The following is a 24,390-nucleotide window of genomic DNA, read 5'->3' as shown; positions in this document are numbered from 1 at the left end:
AAGGGATAGTAGAAACTACGGGGCAATATATTTTTCCAAAAGAAAACTGCAGAAATATATTGTCTGCGGTCGTCGAGCGACGCTCCGGGGCGACTCAGAGTCCGGCGTACGGCCCGCCCTTCGCCTCGGTGAGCCGGTCGACCTGTTCCTCCGTGAGGTCGATTTCGGCGGCGGCGAGGTTCTCTTCGAGTTGGTCGACGGTGCGCGCGCCGACGATGGGAGCGCTGACGCCCTCGCGGTGGGTGAGCCACGCGAGCGCGGTCTGAGCGGGCGTGGCGTCGACCTCGTCGGCCACGGCGTCGAGTTCGTCGTGGAGGTCGAAGTTCTCCTCGGTCAGGTAGGCGTCCTCGAAGCGGCTGGACTCGGCGGCCCGGGACTCGCCGGTCAGGCCGTCCTCGCGGTCGTACTTGCCGGTCAGGAAGCCCTGTCCGAGCGGACTCCACGGACAGACCGCGAGGTCCTCGCTCCGCGCGAACTCCAGATAGTCGCCCTCGATTTCGCGGTCCACGAGGTTGTACCGGGGCTGGAGGACGGTGAACGGCTCCCAGCCCTCGTCGCGGGCGAGTTGGTTGGCCTTCGCGACCTTCCACGCGTTCGGGCGCAGGGTGGAGGCTCCGAGGTAGTGGACCTTGCCCGCCTCGACCAGCGCGTTCAGGGTCTTCATCATCTCGCGGGTGGGCGTCTCGTCGTCCCACCGGTGGATGTACAGCACGTCGACGTAGTCGGTGCCGAGCCGGTCGAGCAGTTCGTCGACGCGGTGGCGGACGTTCTTGCGGTTGGTGCCCCGGCTGTTGGGGTCGCCGTCTCGAATCTGCCAGTATATCTTCGAGGCGATGGTGAACCGCTCGCGGTCGCGGTCGGCCAGCCAGTCGCCGATCCACTCCTCGCTCTTGCCGCCGCCGTACACGTCGGCGGTGTCGATGTACCGCCCGCCGGCGGTCTCGTAGGCGTCGAGGAGGTCGTGAGCGCGGGACTCGCCGATTTCGACGTTGCCCTCCTCGGTCTCCTTGCCGAACCGCCACGTCCCGAACTGGAGTTCGCTCGTCTGGATGCCGGTGCCGCCGAGTCGGACGAAGTCGAGGTCGACGTCTTCGAGGTCGGTCATGCCGACCGAACGTAGGTACGACGCGCCCAAAAGGCTTCAGCATCCGGCAGAGGCGGTGGGCGAGAGGCCGTCTCGCCGACCGAGAAGCCGGGTCCCGCGTCGGGCGGCGGACGCCGTCCAGGGGACTATAACCAACTACCGGCCTCGCTCGGTGAACCATCCGGCGTCCTGGTGGACTGAAAGGGCGAGGCGCGGTCGCGTTTACGTGGTCGTCTCAACGACCCCTATTCGACGCAACTACGTCCGTCGAATATGTCGCTGAGCGACCGCGACCGCGCCGAGGGCTTTCGAGGCCGTGGTTGCAGTTTCAGCGTTGTCGCAGAGCGGGACAGGGATTCTTCGCGCGACGCCCGACTACTCGACCTCGCGCGCGACCGCCAGCGACCCGAAGAAGCCGAAGTAGGCGACGACCCCGCCGAACAGCGCGAGGTGGGTCGCCCACCTCGGCGCGCCGAGATAGCCGAACAGCGCCGAGACGGCCGCGACCCACCCGACCGCGAACGCGAGGTCGACGACCATGTCCGACCGGTGGTCCCGAACGTGGTCCCGGACCGCGTCCGCGACGTCGGCCATCACGTCACTCGGCCTCCCGCTCGTCGACCACCAGCACCGACCGGTGGGTCGACCGGAGCACGCGCTCGGTGACGCTTCCGAGCAGCATCCGCCGGACGCCCGACCGGCCGTGGCTCCCCATGACTATCAGGCCGACGTCGCGGTCGGCCGCGAAGTCGGCGACCACGTCGTGGGGCTGGCCCGCCCGGAAGTGCTCGGACACGTCGAGGCCGCGCTCGCGGCCCCGCTCGGCGACGTACTCGGTCGCCTCCCGGGCCTTGGCTTCGAGTTCGTCCATCTCGCCGAACCGCCCGGCCTTGACGCGCTCGACCTGCTCGGTGCCGAGGCTCAGGTCCATCGCGTCGACGTTGACGACGTAGAGGGTGTGGACCTCCGCGTCGAACCTCTCGGCGACTTCGAGCGCCTCCTCGACCGCGACCTCGGCGGTGTCGCTGCCGTCCGTGGGAATCAGGATGCGTTCGTACATGTTCAGTCACCTCGCTGGGGTTCGTCGCCGTCAGCCGATGCGTCCGCCGAGGGTCGGCTCTCTGGGCTTACCCGCCCTCCATCGGTCGCGACCTCCTCGGCGCTCTCCTGCTGGCCCATCGGCTCGGGGCTGTGACATTGCCGGACGATGCGCTTGATGCGCTCGGGCGGCTCCTCGGTCGCCAGCGACACGCCGATGGTGACCGCGAACACGATGGGCGTGCCCGCGAGCGCGGCCCCGACCGCCGGGAACACGTCTGCGTACAGCGGCACGACCGGCCCGGCGTCGGTCGCGAGGACGAGTTCGTTCAGCACGGCGGCGGTCCAGATGACCAGTCCGGTGGTCATCCCGGCCAGCGCGCCCTGCCGGTTGGCGTTCTCCCACCAGAGCCCGAGGAAGAACATCGGGAACAGCACGAGCCCCGCCAGCGAGAACGCCAGCGCGACGAGTTCGCCGACCAGCGCGGGCGGGTCGAGCGCGGTGACGGTCACGATAGCGCCCAGTCCGATGATGGTCGCGCGACCGATGAGCAACTGCTGGCGCTGGGTCGCGTCGGGGTTGACGATGTTGGTGTAGATGTCGTGTGCGGCCGCCGACGAGGCCGAGATGAACAGCCCCGCCGTGGTCGCGATGGCGGCCGCGACCCCGCCGGCCGCCACGAGGCCGACGAACCACTCGGGCAGGTTGGCCAACTGGCTCGCCAGCACGACGATGACGTCGCCCTCCGCGCCGCTCATGCCGTTCGCGCCGTAGACCGGCCCGACGACGTTCGCGTAGAGGTCGGTCCCGAACGCCGCGAACGCGGGCGCGCTCCAGTACAGCAGGCAGATGAAAAAGAGCCCCCAGACGGTCGACCACCGGGCGGTGCGCTCGCTCTCGACCGTGTAGAACCGCACGAGGACGTGGGGCAGTCCGCAGGTGCCCACGATGAGCGAGAACGCGGTCGCCACCCAGAGGTAGAAGCTGTCGGTGGCGAACGGCTCGGTGAACTGGCTGTCGAGTTCGCTCAGCAGCGCGCCGTACTCGATGTGTGGCAGGAAGGTCGAGTAGCCCTGCGTCCAGCCGACCGCGTACAGCCCCGCGAGGAAGGCGACGATGAGGATGACGTACTGGACGGCCATGTTCTTGGTCGCGCCCAACATTCCCGACAGCGCGAGGTAACCGACCGTAATCGACATCATCAGGATGACCATCGTGGTGTAGTCGCCGCCGAACACGTAGATGCCGACCAGCCCCATGCCACGGGCCTGCCCGACCGAGTAGACGAACCCGATGAGGATGGTCGTGAGCGCGGCGATGGCGCGGGCCGCGTCGGAGTCGAACCGGTCGCCGACGAAGTCGGGCGCGGTGTACTTCCCGAACCGACGCATCTGGGCCGCGAGGAAGATGAGCAGGATGAAGTAGCCCGTCGACCACCCGACCACGTACGCCAGCCCGTAGTAGCCCGACAGCGCGATGAGCGCCGCCATCCCGAGGTACGACGCGGCCGACATCCAGTTCGCGCCGATGGCCATCCCGTTCTCGACGTTGCCGATGGACCGGCCGGCGACCCACAGGTCCTCGGTGTCGGCGACCCGGAAGACGTAGCCGATGCCGAGGAACAACAGCAGCATCGCCGAGACCATCACCGCTGGGATGGCCTTGAACGAGGCGTTGAGCGCGTCCGGCAGCAACTGGAGCGGAATCATTCGCCGCCACCTCCGTCGGTCGCGGTCGCCTCCGCGGAGTCGTCACCGCCGGTCGAGTGGTCGATGCCGTACGCCGAGTCGAGTCGGTCCCGTCGTCGCGCGTACACGTACGAGAGGACGAGCGCGCCGGTCGGCGACACGACCGCCGTCAGCAGGTAGTGCAGCGGGAAGCCGAGCACGGTCACGCTCGTCATCGTGTCGGTCGCGAGGTAGGTCGCGACCACGGGGCCGAACACCAGCAGCGCCCACGCCGCGAACATCGCCCAGATTATCCTGAGGTGGTCGCGCATGAACGGCGTCGAGGGCCTGAAGATGTTGACCTCGGCGTCGAGGTAGTCGGCGGTCTCGCGACCGGCGGCGACGCCGCCGTCGGCCGCGACCTGTGGCTGTGAATCTCTATCGTGCGTGTCGTTTTCTGACACGGCTTCGTGCGTGTTGTCTTCGGTCATGGGTTGTGTCTTGGAATCGAGTCGTTCGAAGGGTGAAAACGGTCGTCAGGCGCTCAGTCGTCGACCTGCTGCTGGATGTCCTCGACCACCTCGGGGTTGCGGAGCGTGGAGGTGTTGCCGAGGCCCTCGCCGTTGGCGATGTCCTCCAAGAGGCGACGCATTATCTTGCCCGAGCGCGTCTTGGGGAGCTCGGGGGTGAAGACGACCTGTTCGGGGCGGGCGATGGGACCGATGGCGTCCTCGACGCCGGCGACGATGCGCTCGCGCAGGTCCTCGCCCTCCTCGTAACCGTCCTCGGTGATGACGTAGGCGTAGACGGCTTCGCCTTTGAGGTCGTGGTCGCCGCCGACGACGGCGGCCTCGGCGACGCCCTCGACGCCGACGATGGCCGACTCGATCTCCATGGTGCCGAGGCGATGGCCCGAGACGTTGATGACGTCGTCGACGCGGCCCAGCACGGTGATGTAGCCGTCGTCGTCGAGCTTCGCGCCGTCCTCGGGGAAGTACACCCAGTCGGACGGGTCGTCGCTGTCGGTGTCGGAGTACTCGGCCCAGTACTCGTCGACGTAGCGCTCGTCGTTCCGGTAGAGCGTGCGCAACATTCCGGGCCACGGTTTCTGGACCGTGAGGTAGCCGGCCTGTCCGGGCTCGACCGCCTCGCCCGCCGCGTCGACTATCTGGACGTCGACGCCGGGGAGCGCGGGGCCGGCGCTCCCGGGTTTCATGGTCTTGACGCCCGGCAGCGTCGTGACCATCATGCCGCCGGTCTCGGTCTGCCACCAGGTGTCGACGACCGGGCACTCCTCGTCGCCGACGTGCTTGTAGTACCACTTCCACGCGCGGGGGTTGATGGGCTCGCCGACCGTCCCGAGCAGGCGGAGCGACGAGAGGTCGTGGCGGTCGGGGTACTGCTCGCCCCACTTCATGAACGCCCGAATCGCGGTCGGGGCGGTGTAGAGCTGGGTGACGTCGTAGTCGTCGATGATCTGCCAGAGGCGGTCGCGGTCGGGGTGGTCGGGCGTGCCCTCGTACATGAGGCTCGTCGTCCCGAGCGCGAGCGGGCCGTAGACGATGTACGAGTGGCCGGTTATCCAGCCGATGTCGGCCGAGCAGAAGTAGGTGTCGTCGGGCTTGACGTCGAGAACCGCCTGGGAGGTCCACGCGGCCCACGACAGGTAGCCGCCGGTCGTGTGCTTGACGCCCTTGGGCTTGCCCGTGGTGCCGGACGTGTACATGAGGAACAGCATGTCCTCGGCGTCCCGCGCGACGGGGTCGACGGTCGCGCCGTCGTGGTCGGCGACGAGGCCGTCGTAGTCGTGCTCGTTCGAGTCGAGCGCGTGGCCGTGGTCGTCGTCGCCGAGGCGGTCGACCACCACCACGTCGCTCACCTCGTGGTCGACCCCCGCCAGCCCCTCGCTGGTCTTCTCGTAGTGGTCGAGCGCGTCGCCGCGCCGGTAGTAGCCGTTGGCCGTCACCAGATACTCGGAGTCGGCGGCGTTCATCCGCGTGGCGAGCGCGTCGGCCGAGAAGCCCGCGAACACGACCGAGTGGGGCGCGCCGAGGCGGGCGCACGCCAGCATCGCGATGGGGAGCTCGGGTATCATCGGCATGTACAGCGTGACGACGTCGTCCTCGCCGACGCCCAGCTCCCGGAGCGCGGCCGCGAACTCGTTGACCTCGCGGTGCAGCTCCTCGTAGGTGTAGGTCCGATTGGCCTCGTCGGTCGGCTCGCCGACCCACTCGATGGCGGGCTCGTCGCCGCGCTCGTCGAGGTGGCGGTCGAGGCAGTTCGCCGACGCGTTCAACTCGCCGCCGGTGAACCACTCGAAAAAGGGCGGGTTCGAGTCGTCGAGCACCTGGTCGTACCCCTCGGTCCAGTCGAGGAGGGCGGCCGCCTGCTCCCAGCAGTCGGGCCACTCCGCTTCGAACTCCTCGTATATCGACTCGTCGGCGACGTTCGCCTGCTCGACGAACGCTTCGGGCGGCTCGAACGCGTCCTGTTCGGCCAGCCGCGCTTCGAGTTGTACGTCTTCGTCCTTGTCCGACATGGATACCATTGACCATATCCTAATACTATATAAACAATAGAACTAACTATCACAATTTGCGGCTAACGGGGTTCTGGCGGCCTCTACTCCGAACTCTCGAACCGCTCGGTCGTCGGGCCGGCCAGTCCGCGCTCGGGGTCGCCGGAGGCGGTTAAACAGTTAGTGTGGTCCGGCGTCCGGCGCGCTCCCCTCGGCTTCGTCGAACACCGCGTCGAGCACCTTCTGCTCGGCCTTCCGGAGGTGGTTGTGGAGCGTCGGCGAGGAGACGTCCATCGACGCCGCGAGCTCCTCGGCCGTGCTGCCCCGGGGCCACTCGAAGTAGCCCGCGAGGTAGGCCGCCCGCAGGACCGACCGCTGGCGCTCGGTCAGCCGGTCCCGGACCGTCTCGCGGACGCCGGCCGCGCTCCGCGTCGGCGTCTCGACCTCCCGCTTCGAGCGCAGGTCGGTGTCCGGGAACGACGCCTCCACGGCCTCGACGACCCGCCGGACGTCGACCTCGCGCGAGAAGACGCCCGAGACGTCGAGCCGTCCGTCCTCGGCGGCGAGTTCCCGGACGGTACCGCCGCGCTCGACGAGGACGGTCGCGACCGACTCGCCCGAGACCGCGAACTCGAACAGGGCGCGCTCGCCGCGGTCGCGGATGAGCCGCGCGTCGTCGACCGCGTCGGCGTCGGCCACCCGGTCGAGCACGTCCCCGACGGCGGCCCCGCTGGCGGTGACGAAGTACAGCAGCGAGCGGTCCTCGACCGGGACGACGCCGTCGAGTTCGAACCGGCAGTCGAGGTCGGCCGAGGCCGCCGCGAGGAACGCGCGCTCGTCGGACGTCCGCAACGAGAGCTCCACGCCCGTATCGGCCAGCAGCAGGCGCTTTCGCGCGATGGCCGTGACCGCGCGGCCCGCGCGCCGGCCCGCGTCGGCGAGCAGCGTCCGGTCGCCCGGGCCGAACGAGTCGTGGGCCACGCAGAGCAGGCCGTGGACCGCGTCGCGCGACCGCACGGGTGCCACGGCGACCGACCGCCGCGACGGCGGGCCGTCGGTTGCGACGTCGTCGACGACCGTCACCCCCAAGTCGTCGCTCCCGTCGGACGGGTCCACCGCGTCGACGGCCGCGGTCGGCACCGCGCGGCCGGTCGCAGTGGCGTCGCCCGTCCGACCGCCGTCGTCGGTCGAGGCGGCGCTCGCCCGGACCGTCCCGTCCTCGTCGCAGACCCAGACGGCCCGGTAGACGTCGGCCAGCCGGTCGCAGAGCGCCCGCTCGACCTCCTCGGCGCTGGCGGCGTCGGCGAGCGCCTCGCCCAGCGACGCCGCGCAGTCGAGGCGCGGGTCGTCGCCGTCGCGGCGTGGCTCCCGGCCGCGCCGCCGGTCCTCGGTCGCGGGGAGCGCGTCGCCGGCCGCCCCGTCCGCGAAGGCGTCGACGACCGTGGCCCGACTCGGCGCGTCGAGGTACGGCGCGAGGCTCTCCAGGCTCGCCCAGCCGCCGACCGCCTGGACGACGCGCGGGTCGACGCCCTCCTCGACGAGGTGGCGGTGCGCGAAGTGCTTGCGGAGGTCCCGGCAGGTGACGTCGCCGAGGTCGTCGGTCCGGTCGGTGACCGCCCGGACCAGCATCTGGACCCGTCGGGTCGAGACGTCCACGAGGGGGTCGTCGTCGGCCACGCCGTTGGCGTTGGCGAACTGCCGGAGGGCGTGGGCGACCTCCCGGGGCGCGTAGGCGGTGCGCGTCCCGCCGTCGCCCTCCGGAACGTCGAGCAGGTAGTGGGTCTCGCCGCCGCGCTCGCGCTCGCGCAGGTCGCCGGGCCGGACGCGGACGAGCTCCGAGGCCCGGAGGCCGACCCGCCCCGCGAGCAACACCACCAGCTCCTCCCTGTAGGTCTCGGTCCGTCGCCGGAGGCGCTCGAACTCGTCGGCGGTGAGGTAGTCGTCGTCCGCCATCTCTGTTCGTTCTTTCCACGGAAGACGAATAAAACTTGCTACGGTAGCGCCCATATTGGGCCGTCTCCATTCGAAACCGGCATAAAAAGCGGATACGGTCTGGAAAGCCGTTTCGCTATCTAGAAAGATGGCGAAACGCTATCGGTCGAGCAGCGACTCGAGTTCGCCCACGACCTCCGGGTTGCGGAGCGCGCTGGTGTCCCCGAGGTCCTCGCCGTTGGCGATGGCGGCCAGATAGCGCCGGACCACCTTGCCCGACCGGGTCTTGGGGAGCGAGGGCGCGAACGTCACCACGTCTGGCACCGCGACGGTGCCGATGGTCTCCGCGACCGCCGCCCGGACCCGCTCGCGGAGCGCCCCGTCGCCCGCGACGTTGGCCTCGGGGCTGACGAACGCGTGTATCTCCGACTCCCGCCTCGCGTCGTCCGACCCGACGACCACGGCGGCCTCGGCGACGCCCTCGACGCCCACGATGGTCGACTCGATCTCGGTGGTGCTGAGCCGCCGCCCCGACAGGGTCAACACGTCGTCGGCCCGGCCGAGCAGATGGAGGTAGCCGTCCTCGTCGCGGACCGCGTTGTCGCCGGTGTCGTAGCGCCACTCGCCGTCGACCGTCCGGGTCCGGCGCGCGCCCCAGTCGCTGGCCTCGCACAGCGACCGGGCCATCCCCGGCCACGGGCGCGTGAGGACCAGTCGCCCGGACTCGCCGGCGGGGAGGCGCTCGCCGCCCGGGCCGACCACGGCGGCCTCGATTCCGGGCAGGCTCTTGCCCACCGCGCCGGGCCGCATCCGGTCGACGCCCGGCAGCGTCGAGAGCACGATGCCGCCGGTCTCGGTCTGCCACCACGTGTCGACGACCGGACACTCGCCGTCGCCGACGTGGTCGCGGTACCAGTGCCACGCGGTCTCGTCGATGGGTTCGCCGACCGACCCGAGCAGGCGGAGCGACGAGAGGTCGTGGCGCTCGGGGTGCTCCTCGCCCCACTTCATGAACGCCCGGATGGACGCCGGCGCGGTGTAGAACACGTCGACGTCGTTGCGCTCGATGATGCGCCAGATGCGGTCGGTCTCGGGGTGGTCGGGCGTGCCCTCGTACAGCACCGTGGTCGCGCCCAGCGCGAGCGGGCCGTACACCGCGTACGAGTGGCCGGTTATCCACCCCACGTCGGCCGAACACCAGTGGGTGTCGTCGGGGCCGAGGTCGAGGACCGCGTGGGAGGTCCACGCGACGTGGGCGAGGTAGCCGCCGGTGGTGTGACGCACCAGCGTCGGCTCGCCGGTCGTGCCCGAGGTGTAGATGAGAAAGAGCAGGTCGGTGGCGTCCCGGGACGCGGGCTCGACCGCCGCGCCCTCGTGGTCGGCGACGAGGTCGGCGTACGCGCGGCCGTCGCCCGCCGGTCGCTCGTCGCCGAGCCGGTTCACCACGACCTGCTCGACCGCGTGGTCGACCGACGCGCAGGCGTTGTCGGCCCGTCGCTTCAGGTCCAGTGCGGTCCCGCGCCGGTAGTAGCCGTCGGCGGTCACTAGGAATCCCGAGTCCGCGCCGTCGAGCCGCGTGGCGAGCGCGTCGGCCGAGAAGCCCGCGAACACGACGCTGTGTGGCGCGCCGATGCGGGCACACGCCAGCATCGCTATCGGGAGTTCGGGGAGCATCGGCAGGTAGAGGGTCACCACGTCGCCCTCGCCGACGCCCAGCTCCCGGAGCGCGGCTGCGAACGCGTTCACCTCCTCGGCGAGCTCCCGGTAGGTGTGGGTCCGGGTCTCGTCGAGTTTCCCCTCCCACCGGATAGCGACCTCCTCGCCCCGACCGGCCTCGACGTGGCGGTCGACGCAGTTGTACGCCGCGTTGAGTCGCCCGCCGGGGAACCACCTGACGGTCCCCGCGTCGTCGTACACCGCGTCGTAGGGGTCGTCCCACGCCAGCATCTCGGCGGCGCGCTCCCAGCACCCGGGCCAGCCGGCCCGCTCGAACGCCTCGCGGTCGGCGGCGGTGACGTTGGCCGCCTCGGCGAACCGCTCGGGCGGGTCGACCCACTCGCGCTCGCGGCGGGGTCCGTCCTCGCTGCTGTCGGCCATCGTTCCGGACTTGGCGCAAACACGGGAAAAACGTTCGGCTCGCGTCGGGCGGGTTCGCCGGGCCGCGAGGAGTCAGTCCTCCAGTTCCGACTGCCACTCCTGAATCCTCGTCAGCGCCTCCACCGGCGTCAGGTCGTTGATGGTCGCGTCCTCGACCGCCGACAGCACGCGCTCTTGCTCGGGCGTCAACCCGTCGCCGTCCCCGCCGTCCGACCCGTCGCTCTCGCCCGTCTCGAACTGGCCCGACCCGAGGTCGAACACGACCTGCTTCGTCTCGCCGGCGTCTCCGTCGCTCTCGGCCGCGCTCCCGCGCACGTCGATGGCCTCGTCCTCGCGGAGGCGGGCGAGGACGTCGCGCGAGCGCTCGACCACCGGGTCTGGCACGCCCGCGAGGTCCGCGACGTGGACGCCGTACGAGCGGTCGGTCGGGCCGTCCTCGACGGTCCGGAGGAAGGTCACGCTCTCGTCCGATTCGCCCGCCGAGCGGGACCCCGTCTCCCCGGACGACGGCGGTTCGCCGTCGACTGCGACGTGGACGTTCCGGACGCCGTCGAGTCGGTCGGCCAGGCTCGTGAGTTCGTGGTAGTGGGTCGCAAAGAGGGTCCGCGCTTCGATGCGGTTGGCCAGATACTCCGTGGCGGCCCACGCGATGGAGATGCCGTCGTAGGTCGCGGTGCCCCGGCCCACCTCGTCGAGAATCACCAGCGAGTCCTCGCTCGCCGAGTGGAGGATGTTGCTCAACTCCTGCATCTCGACCATGAACGTCGAGCGGCCCTGCGCGAGTTCGTCGAGCGCGCCGACGCGGGTGTAGATGCCGTCGACCACGCCGACCTCGGCGGCGTCTGCGGGCACGAAGCTCCCGATCTGGGCGAGCAGGGTTATCAGCGCGGCCTGTCGCATGTAGGTCGACTTCCCCGACATGTTCGGCCCCGTGACCACCAGAAAGCGGCGGTCGTCGGTCGCGTGCCCGCCGGCACGCTCCCCGTCCGGCGGCGAAGCCGTCCCGCCCAGTCGGAGGTCGTTGGGCACGAACTCGGTGGTCTGCTCCACGACGGGGTGGCGGCCCGCCTCGATTCGGAGGTCGCCGTGTTCGCGCAACTCGGGGCGGACCCAGTCGTTGTCGACCGCGTGGACCGCGAGGCCGGCGAGCGCGTCGACCGTCGCCAGCGCCCGGCCCGCCGACCGGAGCAGGGCCGCGCGGTCGGCGACCCGCTCGCGCAGGTCGGCGAACAGCTCGTACTCCAGTTGCCCGCGGCGCTCCTCCAGTCGCATGATTTCGCGCTCGCGCTCGTCCAACTCGTCGGTGGTGTACCGCTCGGAGTTCTTCAGGCTCTTGAGCCGGTCGTAGCGGTCGGGCACCTCGTCGGTCTCGCTGTTGCCGACCTGAATGTAGTAGCCGTCGGTCTTGTTGCGGTCGACCTGCAGGTGGGTGATGCCGGTCTCGCGCTTCTCGCGGTCGGGCAGCGCGTCGAGCCACGACTCGACTTCCCGGTGGCGGTCGAGCAACTCGTCGAGGTCGTCGTCGTGGCCCCGGCGAAACAGGCCGCCCTCCGTGACGGTGCCGGGCGGGTCCTCGACGATGGCGTCGAGTTCCTCGCGGAGGCGCTGGGCCGCCTCGCGGTCGGGGCGGTCCAGCACGTCGGCCAGCGGCGAGGCCGCGAGCGTGGGGTCCGAGGCCACCGCGTCGGCGACTTCGGGGACGAGTGCGAGGGTCTCGCGCACCCGCAGGAGGTCGCGGGCGTCGGCGCTCCCGTGGGCGGCCTTGCTGGCGAGTCGTTCGAGGTCGTAGGCTCCGCCGAGCAGGTCGCGTATCGTCTCGCGGGCCAGCGCCGAGTCGGCGAACGCCGCGACCGCGTCCCCGCGCTCGCGGAGCGTCGGGAGGTCCTGTCGGGGCCGCTGGAGCCACTCCCGGAACAACCGTTCGCCCGCGCTGGTCTCGGTGTGGTCGAGGACGTCGAACAGCGACCCCTCGCGGTCGCCCTGCATCGTCTCGGTGAGTTCGAGGTTGCGCTGGGTCGTGGCGTCCAACTCGACGTGGTCGTCGCCCGCGTAGGTCCGCAAGCGCGTCATCGAGGACAGGACGCCCGTGCCGGTCTCCTCGACGTACGACAGCAGCGCGCCCGCCGCCCGAATCCGGGGGTCGTCGCTTCCGTTGGCGTCTCCGTCCGCCAGTCCGACGCTGGCGAGGGTCTCCGCGCCGAACTGGGCCTTCGTCTCGTGGGTCGCCCGGCCGGGCGCGAACGCCTCGGCGCGGTGGTGGGTGACCGTCGCGTCGGTGCGCTCGGCGAGTCGGTCGCGGACCGCGTCGTCCTCCCGGACCGCCGGGCCGGGCAGCACCTCCACGGGGTCGAACCGGTAGAGCTCGGTGAACGCGCGATCGGTCGCCTCGGCGGCGTCCTCGCCGGTGGCGTCGGTCACGAGAAATCGCCCGGTGGTCACGTCCGCGAGCGCCAGCCCGTAGCGGTCGGGCGCGGTTCGGGCGACGGCGGCGAGGTATCGCGCCTCGGCGTCGGTGGCCTCCAGCAGGGTTCCGGGCGTCACGACTCGCGTGAGTTCGCGGGCGTGGCCGTCGTCGGTCTCGTGCTGGTCGGCGACGGCGACCCGGTAGCCCCGCTCGACCAGCCCCTTGAGGTGCGGGGTGAGTTTGTCCACCGGGACGCCAGCCATGGGGTAGCTGGAGCCGTGCGAGGACTTCTCGGAGACCTTCAGGTCGAGGAGGTCGGCGACCCGCCGGGCGTCCTCGCCGAAGAACTCGTAGAAGTCACCGACCTGCATCACGAGGAAGTCGGCGTCGGTCTCGGCCTTCAACTCGAGGAACTCCCCGACGATGCCGCCGACCTCGGCGTCGCCCTCAGCGTCGGCCACGCCGACACCCTCCGCGATAGCGAGACGAAATCATACTCGGTGACAGGTGCGAACCGGACTAAACGGTGGTGGTTCGGCGACCGAGCGCCCCCGCGTCTCCGGGAGCAAGCGGTCGCACACTCGGAATCCCACGTTCGAAATCCTTTTACAGCGCTCGCGGCCAAGTAGTGAGTAACTGAGCGATACACATGGAAGTCGAAATCCTCTCCGAGGAGCAAAATCCCATGCTCCACCGGTCCGAAGTGCGGTTCCAGATCGTCCACGACGACGCCACGCCGTCCCGGCTCTCGGTTCGGGACAGCCTCGCGGCCAAGCTCGACAAGGACTCCAGCGAGGTCGTCGTCCACGAGATGAACACCAAGTTCGGCATGCGCAAGACCGTCGGGTACGCCAAGGTGTACGACAGCGCCGAGGCGGCCCGCGACGTCGAGCAGGACCACATGCTCGACCGCAACAAGATCACGGCCGACGCCGAGGGCGAGGCCGAGGCCGAGGCCGAGGAGGCCGAGTGATGGCGCGAAACGAACTGTACGACGACGACGGCACGACCGACAAGGAGCAGTGCACCCGGTGTGGCGACGCGTTCCTCGCCGACCACGGCGACCGCCTCCACTGCGGTCGGTGTGGCTACACCGAGTGGAAGTAAGGCGATGCGCCGAGCGGACGCGAGGGGCATCGTAAAACCGCGAACGGGGACCGAGGGGCGCGGAGCGCCCCGAAGGGAGCCGTGAGCGAGCCACTGCGCGTCCTCGGCATCGAGGGCACCGCGTGGGCGGCCAGCGCGGCCGTCTACGACGAGGATGCGGACGCCGACCCCGTTTTCATCGAGACCGACGCCTACCAACCGGAGAGCGGCGGCATCCATCCGCGAGAGGCCGCCGAACACATGAGCGACGCGATTCCGCGCGTCGTCGAAACCGCGCTCGCGGACGCCGACGGCCCAATCGACGCGGTCGCGTTCTCGCAGGGGCCGGGGCTTGGTCCCTGCCTGCGGACCGCCGGGACCGCCGCGCGCGCGCTGGCCGGGACCCTCGACGTGCCGCTGGTGGGCGTCAACCACATGGTGGCCCACCTCGAAATCGGCCGCCAACGGTCGGGCTTTTCCTCGCCGGTGTGTCTGAACGCCTCGGGCGCGAACGCTCACGTGCTGGGCTACCGCAACGGCCGGTATCGCGTCCTCGGCGAGACGATGGACACCGGCGTCGGCAACGCCATCGACAAGTTCACCCGCCACCTCGGCTGGTCCCACCCCGGCGGCCCGAAGGTCGAGGAGGCGGCGACCGACGGCGAGTACCTCGACCTCCCGTACGTCGTCAAGGGGATGGACTTCTCGTTTTCGGGCATCATGAGCGCGGCGAAAGACGCCACCGACGACGGGCGGGCAGTCGAGGACGTCTGTTACGCGCTCCAGGAGAACGTCTTCGCCATGCTGGCCGAGGTGGCCGAGCGCGCGCTGTCGCTGACCGGCAGCGACGAACTCGTGCTGGGCGGCGGCGTGGGCCAGAACGCTCGACTCCGGGAGATGCTGGCGACGATGTGCGACCAGCGCGGGGCCGACTTCTTCGCGCCCGAACCCCGATTCCTCCGCGACAACGCCGGGATGATAGCGGTGTTGGGCGCGGAGATGCTCCGGGCGGGCGACACGCTCGAAATCGAGGACTCGGCGGTGGACCCGAACTTCCGGCCCGACGAGGTCGCGGTCGCGTGGCGGGACCCCGACGAGTCGGTCGCCCGGTGGCGCGAGCCGGGCGAGCGCGTGCAGGGCGCGGAGGCGACGGTCGACGTCGGCGCGGAGACGGTCACCAAGCGCCGCCTGCCCAAGCGCTATCGGCATCCCGAACTCGACGCGCGGCTCCGGCGCGAGCGGACGGTCCTCGAAGCCAGACTCACGAGCGAGGCCCGCCGGCACGGCGTGCCCACGCCCGTCGTCTACGACGTGGACCCCCAGGAGGGCACGCTCGTCTTCGAGCGCGTGGGCGAGGCCGACCTCCGGGACGCCCTCGCGGTCGAACGCGTGCGCGCGGTCGCCCGACACCTCGCCGCCGTCCACGGCGCGGGGTTCGTCCACGGCGACCCCACGACCCGGAACGTCCGGGTCGGCGACCGCACCTACCTCATCGACTTCGGACTCGGCTACTACACCGACGACGCCGAGGACTACGCGATGGACCTCCACGTCTTCGGCCGGAGCCTCGCCGGCACGTCCGACGACGCCGACCGACTCGGCCTCGAGTTCGAGGACGCCTACGCGGCGGCCGGCGACGACCCGGCGGGCGTGGACGCCGACGCCGTGCTGGACCGCCTCCGCGAGGTCGAGGGCCGGGGTCGCTATCAGTGAGTTCGCGTGCGTACGGACTCGCACCCGGCGCGGTCGCGATGTGGGTGCGGTCTCTCATCGGCTCAAGCAGTAGCTGGCTTCGTGATTCGGCGAGCATAATATTCCTGTCATTACTCGGGTATCCGACGCTCATCGGACGTCAGAGACGCCGCGCGTCCGTCCGCATCCGACGAGCGACGGTTTCGAGCGTTCACCGGCGCGAAGGTCACACACGAAACACGATTCTCCAGCGACCGTAGCCAAAGCACTTTATTCCTCTCCGCCGTACACCTCTCACATGGCAGACAAGCCCACCACCGGCGAGCTGTTCGGCGTCCCGTACAACTTCGACCGACCCAGCCTCGGACGGATGCTGTCGGCGTACTGGCAGCCCGACGAGGGGATGCTGACCGAGAAGCCGTTCGGCGTCGGCTACACGCTCAACCTCGCCAACTGGCGGTCGTGGATCGTGCTGGCGGTCGCCGGCGCGCTGCTCTGGCGCGAGCGACAGGGCGAGCGCGAGCGCGCGGCGGCCGAGGAGGGCCCGGTCGAGGTCATCGTCGACGACGACTGAACGAAGTCGACTTCGAGGGTTCGGGTTTTGGCTACGTTTCGTGTGAGCCGAGGACTGTGGAGTAGCGTCGGGACCGTGCGGTAGAAAGCCCCCGCCCGCTCTCCGAACCGCAACTGACAGCACCGCGAGGTCGGCCCGGAAAGCCCCCGCCTGCTCTCCGAATCACAACTGACAGCACCCCGAGGTCGCCCAGAAAGCCCCCGCCCGCTCGCGGTCGCTCAGCGACATATCCGACGGACGTAGTTGCGTCGGATAGTGGTCGCTGAGACGACCACGGGCCTGCGGCCCGCGAGCGGGCGGCCCCTTTCAGTCCCGCCACGGCGGCCGCGTCGCGGGGCGCAACTCGGTGGTCCGTGTCACCGAGCGCGGCGGCTCCGAACGTGGCGCGAATCGTCGAAAACCTGCGGTAGTGCCGGATTTCAGTACGCGTAGCTCGGGAGCGAGCCGGGCGTGACGATGCCGGCGTGGTCGTCGTCGGCGTCGAGCTTGTCGAGCGCGGCCTCGAAGTCGGCGTGGCGGACCTCGGTCCGGCCGTCGCGGATGGCGAACATCCCCGCTTCGGTCGTCAGGCTCTCTATGTCCGCGCCGCTCTTGCCCTCGGTCCGGCCCGCGAGCTCCTCGAAGCCGACGTCGTCGGCGACCTGCATGTCGCGGGTGTGGATGTCGAGTATCTTCCGCCGGGCCTCGGCGTCGGGCGCGGGCACCTCGATGAGGCGGTCGAAGCGGCCGGGCCGGAGGATGGCCCGGTCGAGCATGTCGAAGCGATTCGTGGCGGCGATGATGCGAATCTCGCCGCGGTCCTCGAACCCGTCCATCTCGCTGAGCAGTTGCATCATCGTGCGCTGGACCTCCGCGTCGCCCGACGTCTTCGAGTCCGTGCGCTTGGAGGCGACGGCGTCTATCTCGTCGATGAAGACGATGGCCGGCTCGCGCTCGGCCGCGAGTTCGAAGAGGTCCCGGACCAGCTTCGCGCCCTCGCCGATGAACTTCTGGACGAGCTCGGAGCCGGCCATCCGGATGAACGTCGCGTCGGTCCGATTGGCGACCGCCTTCGCCAGCATCGTCTTGCCCGTGCCGGGCGGGCCGTGGAGCAGGACGCCGCTGGGCGGCTCGATGCCCACCGTCTCGAACTGCGCCGGATTTTCGAGGGGCTGCTCGACCGCCTCGCGGACCTCCCGAATCTGGTCGTCGAGGCCGCCGATGTCCCCGTAGGTCACCTCGGGCGAGTCGTCGACCTCCATCGCCTGCGCGCGGGCGTCCTTCTCGGACTCCAGGCGGGTCTGGACGGTAAAGGAGTCGTTGACCGCGACCCGGTCGCCGGACTCTATCCGCTCGCGGAGCTTCGGCGAGACCTCGGTCAGCACCTCCTGGTTGTTGCCGTGTTGCTTGATGACGATGCCGTCGTCGGTCAGCTCTTCGGCGGTGGCGACGTACAGCGAGGTGGTCTTGAGCGTCTCGTTCTCGCGTTCGAGGCGGTCGACCTCCTCGCGGAGGTCCGACCGGCGCTCCCGCGCGGCGTCGAGCCGGTCTTCGAGCGTGGCGTTCACGTCGACGATCTCGCCGTAGTGGTCACGCAGGGCCGCGAGCCGTTCCCTGTCGGTCATTTCGGGGTCGAGTTCGAGTGTGGGTTGGTCTGGAAGAGTCGGGCTACGCGACATGGTCGTTGTTGGTCCCTATGCCACCAGCTTAAAAGTGCCTTTGGGTCCCGGTCGTTCTCCCGCAAAAAAGCGTTCCGGTCGGGCGGCTCGCGCCCGGGCGGTCGGGCTCAGAGCAGCGATTCCATCTCGTCGAGGTGGTCGTCGTAGGCGTCGAGCGCGCGCTGGATGGGCTCGGGCGAGGACATGTCCACGCCCGCAGTCCGAAGCAGGTCGAGCGGGTACTCGGTCGACCCGCTTTGGAGGAACTCGCGGTAGCGCTCGGCGGCGGGCTCGCCCTCCTCGCGGATGTCCTCGGCGAGCGCGACCGCCGCGCTGATGCCCGTGCTGTACTGGTAGACGTAGTACGCCCGGTAGAAGTGGGGGATTCGGGCCCACTCGCGGGCGATGCGGTCGTCGACGACCGCCGGCTCGTAGAACTCCGCTTTGAGGTCGCCGTATATCTCGTCGGCCTTGCCGGGCGTGAGCGCCTCGCCGTCCTCGACCAGTTCGTGGGTCCGGTGTTCGAACTCGGCGAACATGGTCTGGCGGTACAGCGTCGACCGGAAGCGTTCGAGGTACTCGTTGAGGACGTGGCGTCGGAACGTGGGGTCGTCGACGGCGTCGAGCAGGTGGTGGGTCAGCAGCGACTCGTTGACCGTGCTGGCGACCTCCGCGACGAATATCTCGTAGTCGCCGTAGACGTACGGCTGGTTCTCGCTGGTGAGCTGGGAGTGGAGCGAGTGGCCGAGTTCGTGGGCCAGCGTGAACATCGAGGAGATGTCGTCCTGCCAGTTCAGCAGGATAAAGGGCTGGGTGTCGTAGGTGCCGCCGCTGTACGCGCCCGAGCGCTTGTTCTGGGTCTCGTACACGTCGACCCACCGGGAGTCGAGCCCCTCCTCGACGCGGCGCTGGTAGTCGTCGCCGAGCGCGCCCAGCGCCTCCACGACGTGCTCGCGGGCCTCCTCGTACTCGACGTCGGGCGTCTCGGTCTCGGTCATGGGCATGTAGAGGTCCCACATCCGGAGGTCGTCGACGCCCAGACTCTCGCGCTTGAGTTCGGCGTGGCGGTGGAGCTTGTCGAGGTTGTCGTGGACCGTGTCGACGAGGTTGTCGTACACCTCGACGGGGATGTTGGGGCCGTCCATCGCGGCCTCCCGGGCGGTGTCGTAGTTGCGGATTCGGGCGAGGCGCACGTCGGCCTTCACGCTGTTCTTGTACGCGGTGCCGATGGTGTTGTGGACGTCCTCGATGGTGTCGAAAAAGCCCTCGTAGACCGTCCGGCGGAACTCGCGGTCGGGGTCTTTCAGCAGCGTGGTGAGGTTGTTGGTCGTTATCTCGACCGCCTCGCCGTCGGGGTCCTCGACCGTGGGGAACTCCACGTCGGAGTTCATCAGCATGTTGTATATCTCGCCCGACGCGCCCGTGACCTCGCCGAGCTCGGCCAGCACGTTCTCGACCTCGGCCGACCGGGTGTGTTCGGCCTGCCGGAGCACGTCGTGGAGGTAGTGGTCGTAGGTCTCCAGCCCGTCGGTGGTCGCTATCATCTCGTCGAGTTCGTCGCGGTCGAGCGTCTGTACCTCGGGTTCGAAGTAGCTCCCCGCGCTGTTGGCCTCCGACGCCAGCGTGGACGCGCGGCTCGACAGCGCCTGATACTGCTGGTCGGCGGTGTTCTCGTGCTTGCGCATCCGGGCGTAGGACGCGATGGTCTCGACCTGTCGGAACAGCTCCTCGCGGAGTTCGAGCACCTCGAGCAGCGTCTCGCCGTCCTCGGTGGCCCGCCCCTCGTACGCGGACAGTTCGTCGAGGCGCTCCTCGACCGACTCGTAGGCGGCCTCCCACTCGTCGTCGGTGGCGTAGATGCTTTCGAGGTCCCACTTGTACTCGGCGTCTATCTCCGACCGTTCGGGAACCGAACTCATACACATCCGTATGGAAAGCCGCGCCGTAAGCCTTTGTCATTCGGAATCGGGGTTCCGGAACTCGTCCGCGTCCCACAGCAGGGACCGTCACGGAGTCGTGCGACGAGTCGAACCGGAATCCCTTACAGCGCCGGCCCGCTTGACCCGACCATGAGCACGATTCGGGTGGCGCGGGGAACCGGAACCGGCCCCACGGAACTGGCCGCCTACGACGCGGCGCTCGCGGACGCCAACCTCCACGACTACAACCTCGTGACGGTCTCGTCGGTCGTCCCGGCCGACGCCGAGGTGGCGTCGGTCGGCACGGCCCCGGACCTCGGACCGGCGGGCCAGCGCCTCACGGTCGTACAGGCCCGAGCGACTCGCGCGGGTCCCGGCCGCGTCTCGGCCGCGCTCGGGTGGGCGACCGGCGACGGCGACCCGGGGCTGTTCTACGAGGCGGCGGGCGAGACCGACCCCGGGGACGTCGCCGAGCGCGTCCGAGTGGGACTCGAAGCGGGCCTGGACCTCCGGGAGTGGTCGGCGGCCGACGAGCGGGTCGAGACCGCCAGCGTCGACGTCGAGTCGGGCACCTACGGCGGGGCGGTCGTGGTGGCGGCCTACGGCGAGAGCGAGCCGATTCTGTAGCCAGTTCGTTATTCGGCCGTTCCCGCGGCCGGCGACGTTTCCGCGCGGCGCGCGCTGCCGTCACCGCGCCCGTGGCGCGATTTCGCGGTTACTCGTCCGTCCCGACAGATGCTACTTCTTCGACACGGCCATCGGGGACCGGCGGGCCGGGAAGGCTAGCTGTTGTCTCGACCCGTGAGACACCGCAATCCCACGATTGGAGCGCGTCTCACATCTCCCTCGCGTCGCTCGCGCGCCGGCGGTCGGACACAGTCGGAGAGCGGATAACGAGCCAAAGAGCAGGTGCCGGGCTCCGGTGCTGAGAGCAGATTCCAGGGGTCCGAGTGCATCGCGCTCGGAATCCCGCGCCGTCCTCCTCACCTGCCGCAGGCAAGAGCTTTTATCCCCTCGGGCCACTATGGACGTGCGTTAGATGAACGGGAACAACCCCTACGGCGGCGTCCCGGGCGTGACCGACGCCGGCCAGCGCGCGAACGCCGACGTGCCCGACCTCTCGCCCGAACAGAAGGAGTCGCTCCGGACCAGCATCACGACCATCGCCACGCAGACCCGCGAGTTCCTCCCCGACGAGTACGTCGTCGGTTCGACCGTCTCGGACGACGGCAACGGCCCGCAGGCCCAGGTGTCGGTCCAGCCGCCGGTCGGCCACCCGGTCAGCGCGGGCTTCCAGCCCGACGGCGACGACTTCGACGGCGACGAGCTCGACACCCACGAGGAGGGCGAGGTCGCGCGCGGCCTCGCCGCGAGCGCGGCGCTGCAGGTCAAGCAGATGCTGGGCGACGACGTCCCCCCGACCGCGCGGTGACGGGCCCGGGACGGCGTCGGTCCCACTCTACGCTGCCAGCTCGGGGGTCGTCCCGTCGACCGGCACGCTCGCTTCGCTCTTTTCCGACGAGTCTCGGGCCCACGGCGGGTCGCCGGGCGGCCCTCGAGAACAGCGCTCGGCGATAGGACCCGCGGTCGTCGACCGACTGCCGGACCGGACGGCTCGCCCGTCGCTGGCGACGCGGACCGCGGCTATCGTTCGAGGACCGTGCCGCCGGCTCCGACCGCGACGTCGGTCGAGCCCCGGACCACGGCCTGGAGGTTCTCGCCGGTCGGCGTGGCGTCCTGGGTCCACGTGGCGTCGGTCAGGTCGAACACCTTCCCGCCGCCCCCGACGGCGAGTCCGTCCTCGCCGTCGCCCGCGACCGCGAGGTCCCGGAGTCCGGCGTCGCCGAGGCTCTCGGGCGTCCAGTTCGCGCCGTCCCAGTGGAAGACCATGCCGCCACCGCCCGAGACCCACACGTCGTCGGCGGCGTGGCTGTCCACGCCGTAGAAGTTGACGTTCGCGTCGGCGATGCCGATGCCGTTCCACGTCGTGCCGTCGTCGGTCGCGTAGGCGCGCTGGTTCGTGTCCACGACGTGGCCGGAGCGCGCGCCGTGGAAGTCGACGGCCGACAGCGCCGAGCCGCTGCCGGGCGTGAGGTAGTCCCACGTCTGGGACGCGCCGTTCTCGAAGCTGTAGTACAGTTTGCCCGAGTCGCCCGCCACGTAGACGTCGGCCTCGCCGGCCTCGCCCGTCACGGCCACGTCGTTGAAGTTGTTCGTGCTGCCCGTGGGCGCGGAGTGGTCGTAGAGCACGCCGGTCTCGACGTCGTACTCGCCGACCGCGCCGCTCGCCCCGACCAGCCAGAGGCGCTCGCCGTCGTCGGTCACGTCCGCGCCGAACAGCGAGTTGCCGTTGCCGGTGACCCCGCCGTCGAACGCCTTCCGCCAGCCCTTCGCGGTGCGTTCGAGGGCGACGCCGCCCCCGCCGATCGCGTACGCGCCGCCGTCGGTGTGTTTCACGTCGTGGAGGGTGTTACCGGTCGGCGTCTCGGCGATTGTCCAGTCCGTCTCGGCCGCGGCCGCCGTCCCGGTCGCGGGGAGGGCGGTCGCGCCGACCGTTGCGAGCGATGCCGTCAGGAACCGTCGTCGCGTCGTTCGAGTCATGTCCAGTCGGCGGTGAGCCACGGCTCTCACTTCAAGGACCGTTTTCGTTTGTGACGTTTACTCGGTTTAAATCCGGGCGAGAACGCACGAAACCGTATATTTCTAGCGGTAGTGGCGGTTGGTTTCTCCCCGAAAGTTCACGCAGGAAGTTGGATAAACAATGACGAAAACGAGCCGAACTTTCAAGTGCGGAATCCCGCCGGCGGGAATTCACCGCGGTCGGCGGGTCGTCCTTGCCCCTCGCTCACTTGCCCCAGAACGGGTCGCGCTTGCGCCGCTTGTCCAGATACGCGTTGAGCGTCTCCAGCTCGTCGACCGGGATGTCCTCGGACAACTCCTGTTCGAGAATCTTGGCGTGCTTCTCGGGAATTTCGGTCCAGAGTTCGTCGCCCTCCTCTATCTGGCGGCCGACCGTCGGGCCGTCGATGGCGACGGACACGCGGTCGCCCCGCCGGGCCTCGTCGACGTCCTCGCCCTGCTCCTGGATGCCCTTGAGCTGGCCGACCCGGTCGGGTTCGTTGCCCTCGAACAGCGCCACGTTGGAGTTCTTCCGGACGGTGCCCGACAGCACCTCGACGCCGACCACGGCGGGGTCGTTCTGGCGGAAGGTGTGGTCGGGCAGAATCTGGAACCGGGCGGGCCGGGTGATGTTCTCGAGGACGGTCTCCTGCTGGGCGCGTTCGAGTTCCGCGACGTGGTCCTCGTACTCCTCGACCAGTCGGTAGATGACGTCGCTCTCGAAGAGGTTCACGGCGTCGCGCTCGGCCTGCTCGGCCGCGTCGCTCAGCACGTCGACGTTGAACGCGAGGATGGTCCGGTGTTTGTCCTCCTCGGCGGTCGAGGCCACGCTCACGTCCCGCGGGGCGACGTCGCCGACCTCCGCGCGCATGACCGGAATCTCGGCCTCCTCGAGCGCGCTCGCGATGGCCTCCAGACTTCCGAGGGTGTCGGCTTTGACGACGATGCCCTGCTCTTCGGTCGCGACCTCTATCTCGGAGAGTTCCGCCCGGACCTCGGCGACGACGTCGTCGAGGTCGCGGTCCCGAACGACTCGGACGGGTGCGCCCGCCATCGCGTCGTCGAGGTCGGGCGCGGCGATTTTCACCCCCGAGGCGGCCGCGATTTCCCTGACCTTCTCGAACCGGTCCTCGGTGCGTATCTCCTCGAGGTCGCGGGGCTTGAGGAGCGCGCGCACCTCGGTCACGATGGGGTCGTTTTTCGCGCCGACGACGATGGTCTCGTCCTCCTGGACGGTCCCGTCGTACAGCACCACGTCGAGGGTCTTGCCGAACCCCTTCTCGTCTTTGACTTCGAGGACGGTGCCCGCGCCCGGCCCCGAGACGTCGATGGCCATGTCCTCCTTGAGGTAGCGCTGGGCCAGCCCCATCAGGACGGTCAGCACGTCCGGGACGCCCTCGCCGGTCTCGGCGCTGACCGGCACCACGCCGATGTTGCCCCGGAAGTCCTGGACGCGCCAGTACATGTCGGCCGAGAAGCCCTCGTCGCTCAACTCGCCGATTATCTCGTACAGTTGCTCGTCGAGTTTCGAGCGCGCCCGGTCGCTCTGGGCGTCGTACGTCTGCTGGATGGGCGCGTCCTCGTTGGGCTTCCACCCCGGTACGGTGTCGATCTTGTTGGCGGCCACCACGAACGGCGTCTCGGTCCGCTTGAGGATGTCGATGGCTTCGAGCGTCTGGGGCTGGAAGCCGTCGTTGACGTCCACCACGAGGATGGCGATGTCCGCGAGCGCGCCCCCGCGCGAGCGCAGCGTGGTGAACGAGTGGTGGCCGGGCGTGTCGATAAACAGCAGCCCCGGCAGGTCGAAGTCGTCGGGGTTCACCAGGCTGCCCGCGACTTTCGACACCACGTCGAGCGGGATGGCGGTCGCGCCGATGTGCTGGGTGATGGCTCCCGCCTCGCCCTCGATGACGGTCGAGCCGCGAATCTCGTCGAGTAGACTGGTCTTGCCGTGGTCCACGTGTCCCAGGACGGCGACGATGGGCGTGCGTAGACCCGTTTCGTTCTGGCGTGTATCGGTGTCTGACATAGCTACCACCGGGGAGAGAAGGTCTCTTACTAATGCGGTACTTCGCGCGGCATTTAACTGTTGCGAGGCTCGGCCCGCCGTCACGCGGCCGTC

General features: G+C 69.6%; 19 protein-coding genes. 6 read left to right on the top strand and 13 right to left on the bottom strand.

What is annotated here, in order from left to right; translation table 11 throughout:
- Positions 1 to 94 precede the first annotated feature (94 nt).
- From EPL03_RS12790 to mutS, 9 genes are all read right to left on the bottom strand, one after another.
- Positions 95 to 1,105: an aldo/keto reductase gene (locus tag EPL03_RS12790; RefSeq protein ID WP_135829729.1), complete on the bottom strand. Its 1,011-nt coding sequence runs from the start codon at positions 1,103 to 1,105 to the stop codon at positions 95 to 97.
- Between the two features lie 354 nt (positions 1,106 to 1,459).
- The gene (locus tag EPL03_RS12785) at positions 1,460 to 1,678 is read right to left on the bottom strand and encodes a hypothetical protein (protein ID WP_135829728.1); all 219 of its coding nucleotides are present in this window, start codon (positions 1,676 to 1,678) and stop codon (positions 1,460 to 1,462) included.
- Between the two features lie 4 nt (positions 1,679 to 1,682).
- Positions 1,683 to 2,144: a universal stress protein gene (locus tag EPL03_RS12780; protein ID WP_135829727.1), complete on the bottom strand. Its 462-nt coding sequence runs from the start codon at positions 2,142 to 2,144 to the stop codon at positions 1,683 to 1,685.
- A gap of 2 nt (positions 2,145 to 2,146) precedes the next feature.
- Positions 2,147 to 3,832 carry a VC_2705 family sodium/solute symporter gene (locus EPL03_RS12775; RefSeq protein ID WP_135829726.1) on the bottom strand — a complete coding sequence of 562 codons (1,686 nt, stop codon included), beginning with the start codon at positions 3,830 to 3,832 and terminating at the stop codon, positions 2,147 to 2,149.
- Positions 3,829 to 4,281: a DUF4212 domain-containing protein gene (locus tag EPL03_RS12770; RefSeq protein ID WP_135829725.1), complete on the bottom strand. Its 453-nt coding sequence runs from the start codon at positions 4,279 to 4,281 to the stop codon at positions 3,829 to 3,831. Before EPL03_RS12770 ends, EPL03_RS12775 begins: the two co-directional genes overlap by 4 nt.
- Before the next feature lie 53 nt (positions 4,282 to 4,334).
- The gene (gene acs / locus EPL03_RS12765) at positions 4,335 to 6,329 is read right to left on the bottom strand and encodes an acetate--CoA ligase (protein WP_135829724.1); all 1,995 of its coding nucleotides are present in this window, start codon (positions 6,327 to 6,329) and stop codon (positions 4,335 to 4,337) included.
- A 159-nt stretch (positions 6,330 to 6,488) separates the two neighbouring features.
- A complete protein-coding gene (locus EPL03_RS12760; protein WP_135829723.1) occupies positions 6,489 to 8,261 on the bottom strand; it encodes a bacterio-opsin activator domain-containing protein in 1,773 nt (590 codons plus the stop codon).
- Positions 8,262 to 8,399: 138 nt separating this feature from the next.
- Positions 8,400 to 10,337: an acetate--CoA ligase gene (locus EPL03_RS12755; protein WP_135829722.1), complete on the bottom strand. Its 1,938-nt coding sequence runs from the start codon at positions 10,335 to 10,337 to the stop codon at positions 8,400 to 8,402.
- Between the two features lie 72 nt (positions 10,338 to 10,409).
- Complete coding sequence (mutS, locus tag EPL03_RS12750; protein WP_135829721.1) at positions 10,410 to 13,202, bottom strand: DNA mismatch repair protein MutS; 2,793 nt, start codon at positions 13,200 to 13,202, stop codon at positions 10,410 to 10,412.
- A gap of 188 nt (positions 13,203 to 13,390) precedes the next feature.
- On the opposite strand from mutS, the gene EPL03_RS12745 reads away from it, so the two are divergent.
- The 4 genes from EPL03_RS12745 (at position 13,391) to EPL03_RS12730 (ending at position 16,093) form a co-directional block, all read left to right on the top strand.
- A complete protein-coding gene (locus EPL03_RS12745; RefSeq protein WP_135829720.1) occupies positions 13,391 to 13,714 on the top strand; it encodes a 30S ribosomal protein S24e in 324 nt (107 codons plus the stop codon).
- Entirely contained in the window at positions 13,714 to 13,848 is a 135-nt protein-coding gene (locus tag EPL03_RS12740; RefSeq protein WP_135829719.1) for a 30S ribosomal protein S27ae, read from the top strand. Before EPL03_RS12745 ends, EPL03_RS12740 begins: the two co-directional genes overlap by 1 nt.
- Before the next feature lie 81 nt (positions 13,849 to 13,929).
- Complete coding sequence (locus EPL03_RS12735; RefSeq protein ID WP_135829718.1) at positions 13,930 to 15,540, top strand: bifunctional N(6)-L-threonylcarbamoyladenine synthase/serine/threonine protein kinase; 1,611 nt, start codon at positions 13,930 to 13,932, stop codon at positions 15,538 to 15,540.
- Positions 15,541 to 15,817: 277 nt separating this feature from the next.
- Positions 15,818 to 16,093: a DUF5808 domain-containing protein gene (locus EPL03_RS12730; RefSeq protein ID WP_135829717.1), complete on the top strand. Its 276-nt coding sequence runs from the start codon at positions 15,818 to 15,820 to the stop codon at positions 16,091 to 16,093.
- 419 nt (positions 16,094 to 16,512) lie between these two features.
- Here EPL03_RS12730 and pan2 read toward each other — a convergent pair whose 3' ends face one another.
- Both pan2 and pepF read right to left on the bottom strand, forming a co-directional pair.
- Positions 16,513 to 17,751, bottom strand: coding sequence for a proteasome-activating nucleotidase Pan2 (gene pan2 / locus EPL03_RS12725; RefSeq protein WP_135829716.1), 1,239 nt, complete (start codon positions 17,749 to 17,751; stop codon positions 16,513 to 16,515).
- A gap of 107 nt (positions 17,752 to 17,858) precedes the next feature.
- Positions 17,859 to 19,649, bottom strand: coding sequence for an oligoendopeptidase F (gene pepF / locus EPL03_RS12720; protein WP_135829715.1), 1,791 nt, complete (start codon positions 19,647 to 19,649; stop codon positions 17,859 to 17,861).
- Between the two features lie 150 nt (positions 19,650 to 19,799).
- On the opposite strand from pepF, the gene EPL03_RS12715 reads away from it, so the two are divergent.
- Both EPL03_RS12715 and EPL03_RS12710 read left to right on the top strand, forming a co-directional pair.
- The gene (locus tag EPL03_RS12715; protein WP_135829714.1) at positions 19,800 to 20,276 is read left to right on the top strand and encodes a pyruvoyl-dependent arginine decarboxylase; all 477 of its coding nucleotides are present in this window, start codon (positions 19,800 to 19,802) and stop codon (positions 20,274 to 20,276) included.
- A gap of 412 nt (positions 20,277 to 20,688) precedes the next feature.
- Complete coding sequence (locus EPL03_RS12710) at positions 20,689 to 21,081, top strand: DUF5811 family protein (protein WP_135829713.1); 393 nt, start codon at positions 20,689 to 20,691, stop codon at positions 21,079 to 21,081.
- Between the two features lie 212 nt (positions 21,082 to 21,293).
- On the opposite strand, the gene EPL03_RS12705 is transcribed toward EPL03_RS12710, so the two are convergent.
- Together EPL03_RS12705 and infB are read right to left on the bottom strand one after the other, a co-directional pair.
- Complete coding sequence (locus tag EPL03_RS12705; RefSeq protein WP_394346947.1) at positions 21,294 to 22,256, bottom strand: WD40/YVTN/BNR-like repeat-containing protein; 963 nt, start codon at positions 22,254 to 22,256, stop codon at positions 21,294 to 21,296.
- Positions 22,257 to 22,494: 238 nt separating this feature from the next.
- Complete coding sequence (infB, locus tag EPL03_RS12700) at positions 22,495 to 24,297, bottom strand: translation initiation factor IF-2 (RefSeq protein WP_135829711.1); 1,803 nt, start codon at positions 24,295 to 24,297, stop codon at positions 22,495 to 22,497.
- Positions 24,298 to 24,390: the final 93 nt, after the last annotated feature.

The organism is Halorussus halobius (assembly GCF_004765805.1).
GTDB lineage: Archaea > Halobacteriota > Halobacteria > Halobacteriales > Haladaptataceae > Halorussus > Halorussus halobius.
This window is presented reverse-complemented; position numbering and strand designations above follow the sequence as displayed.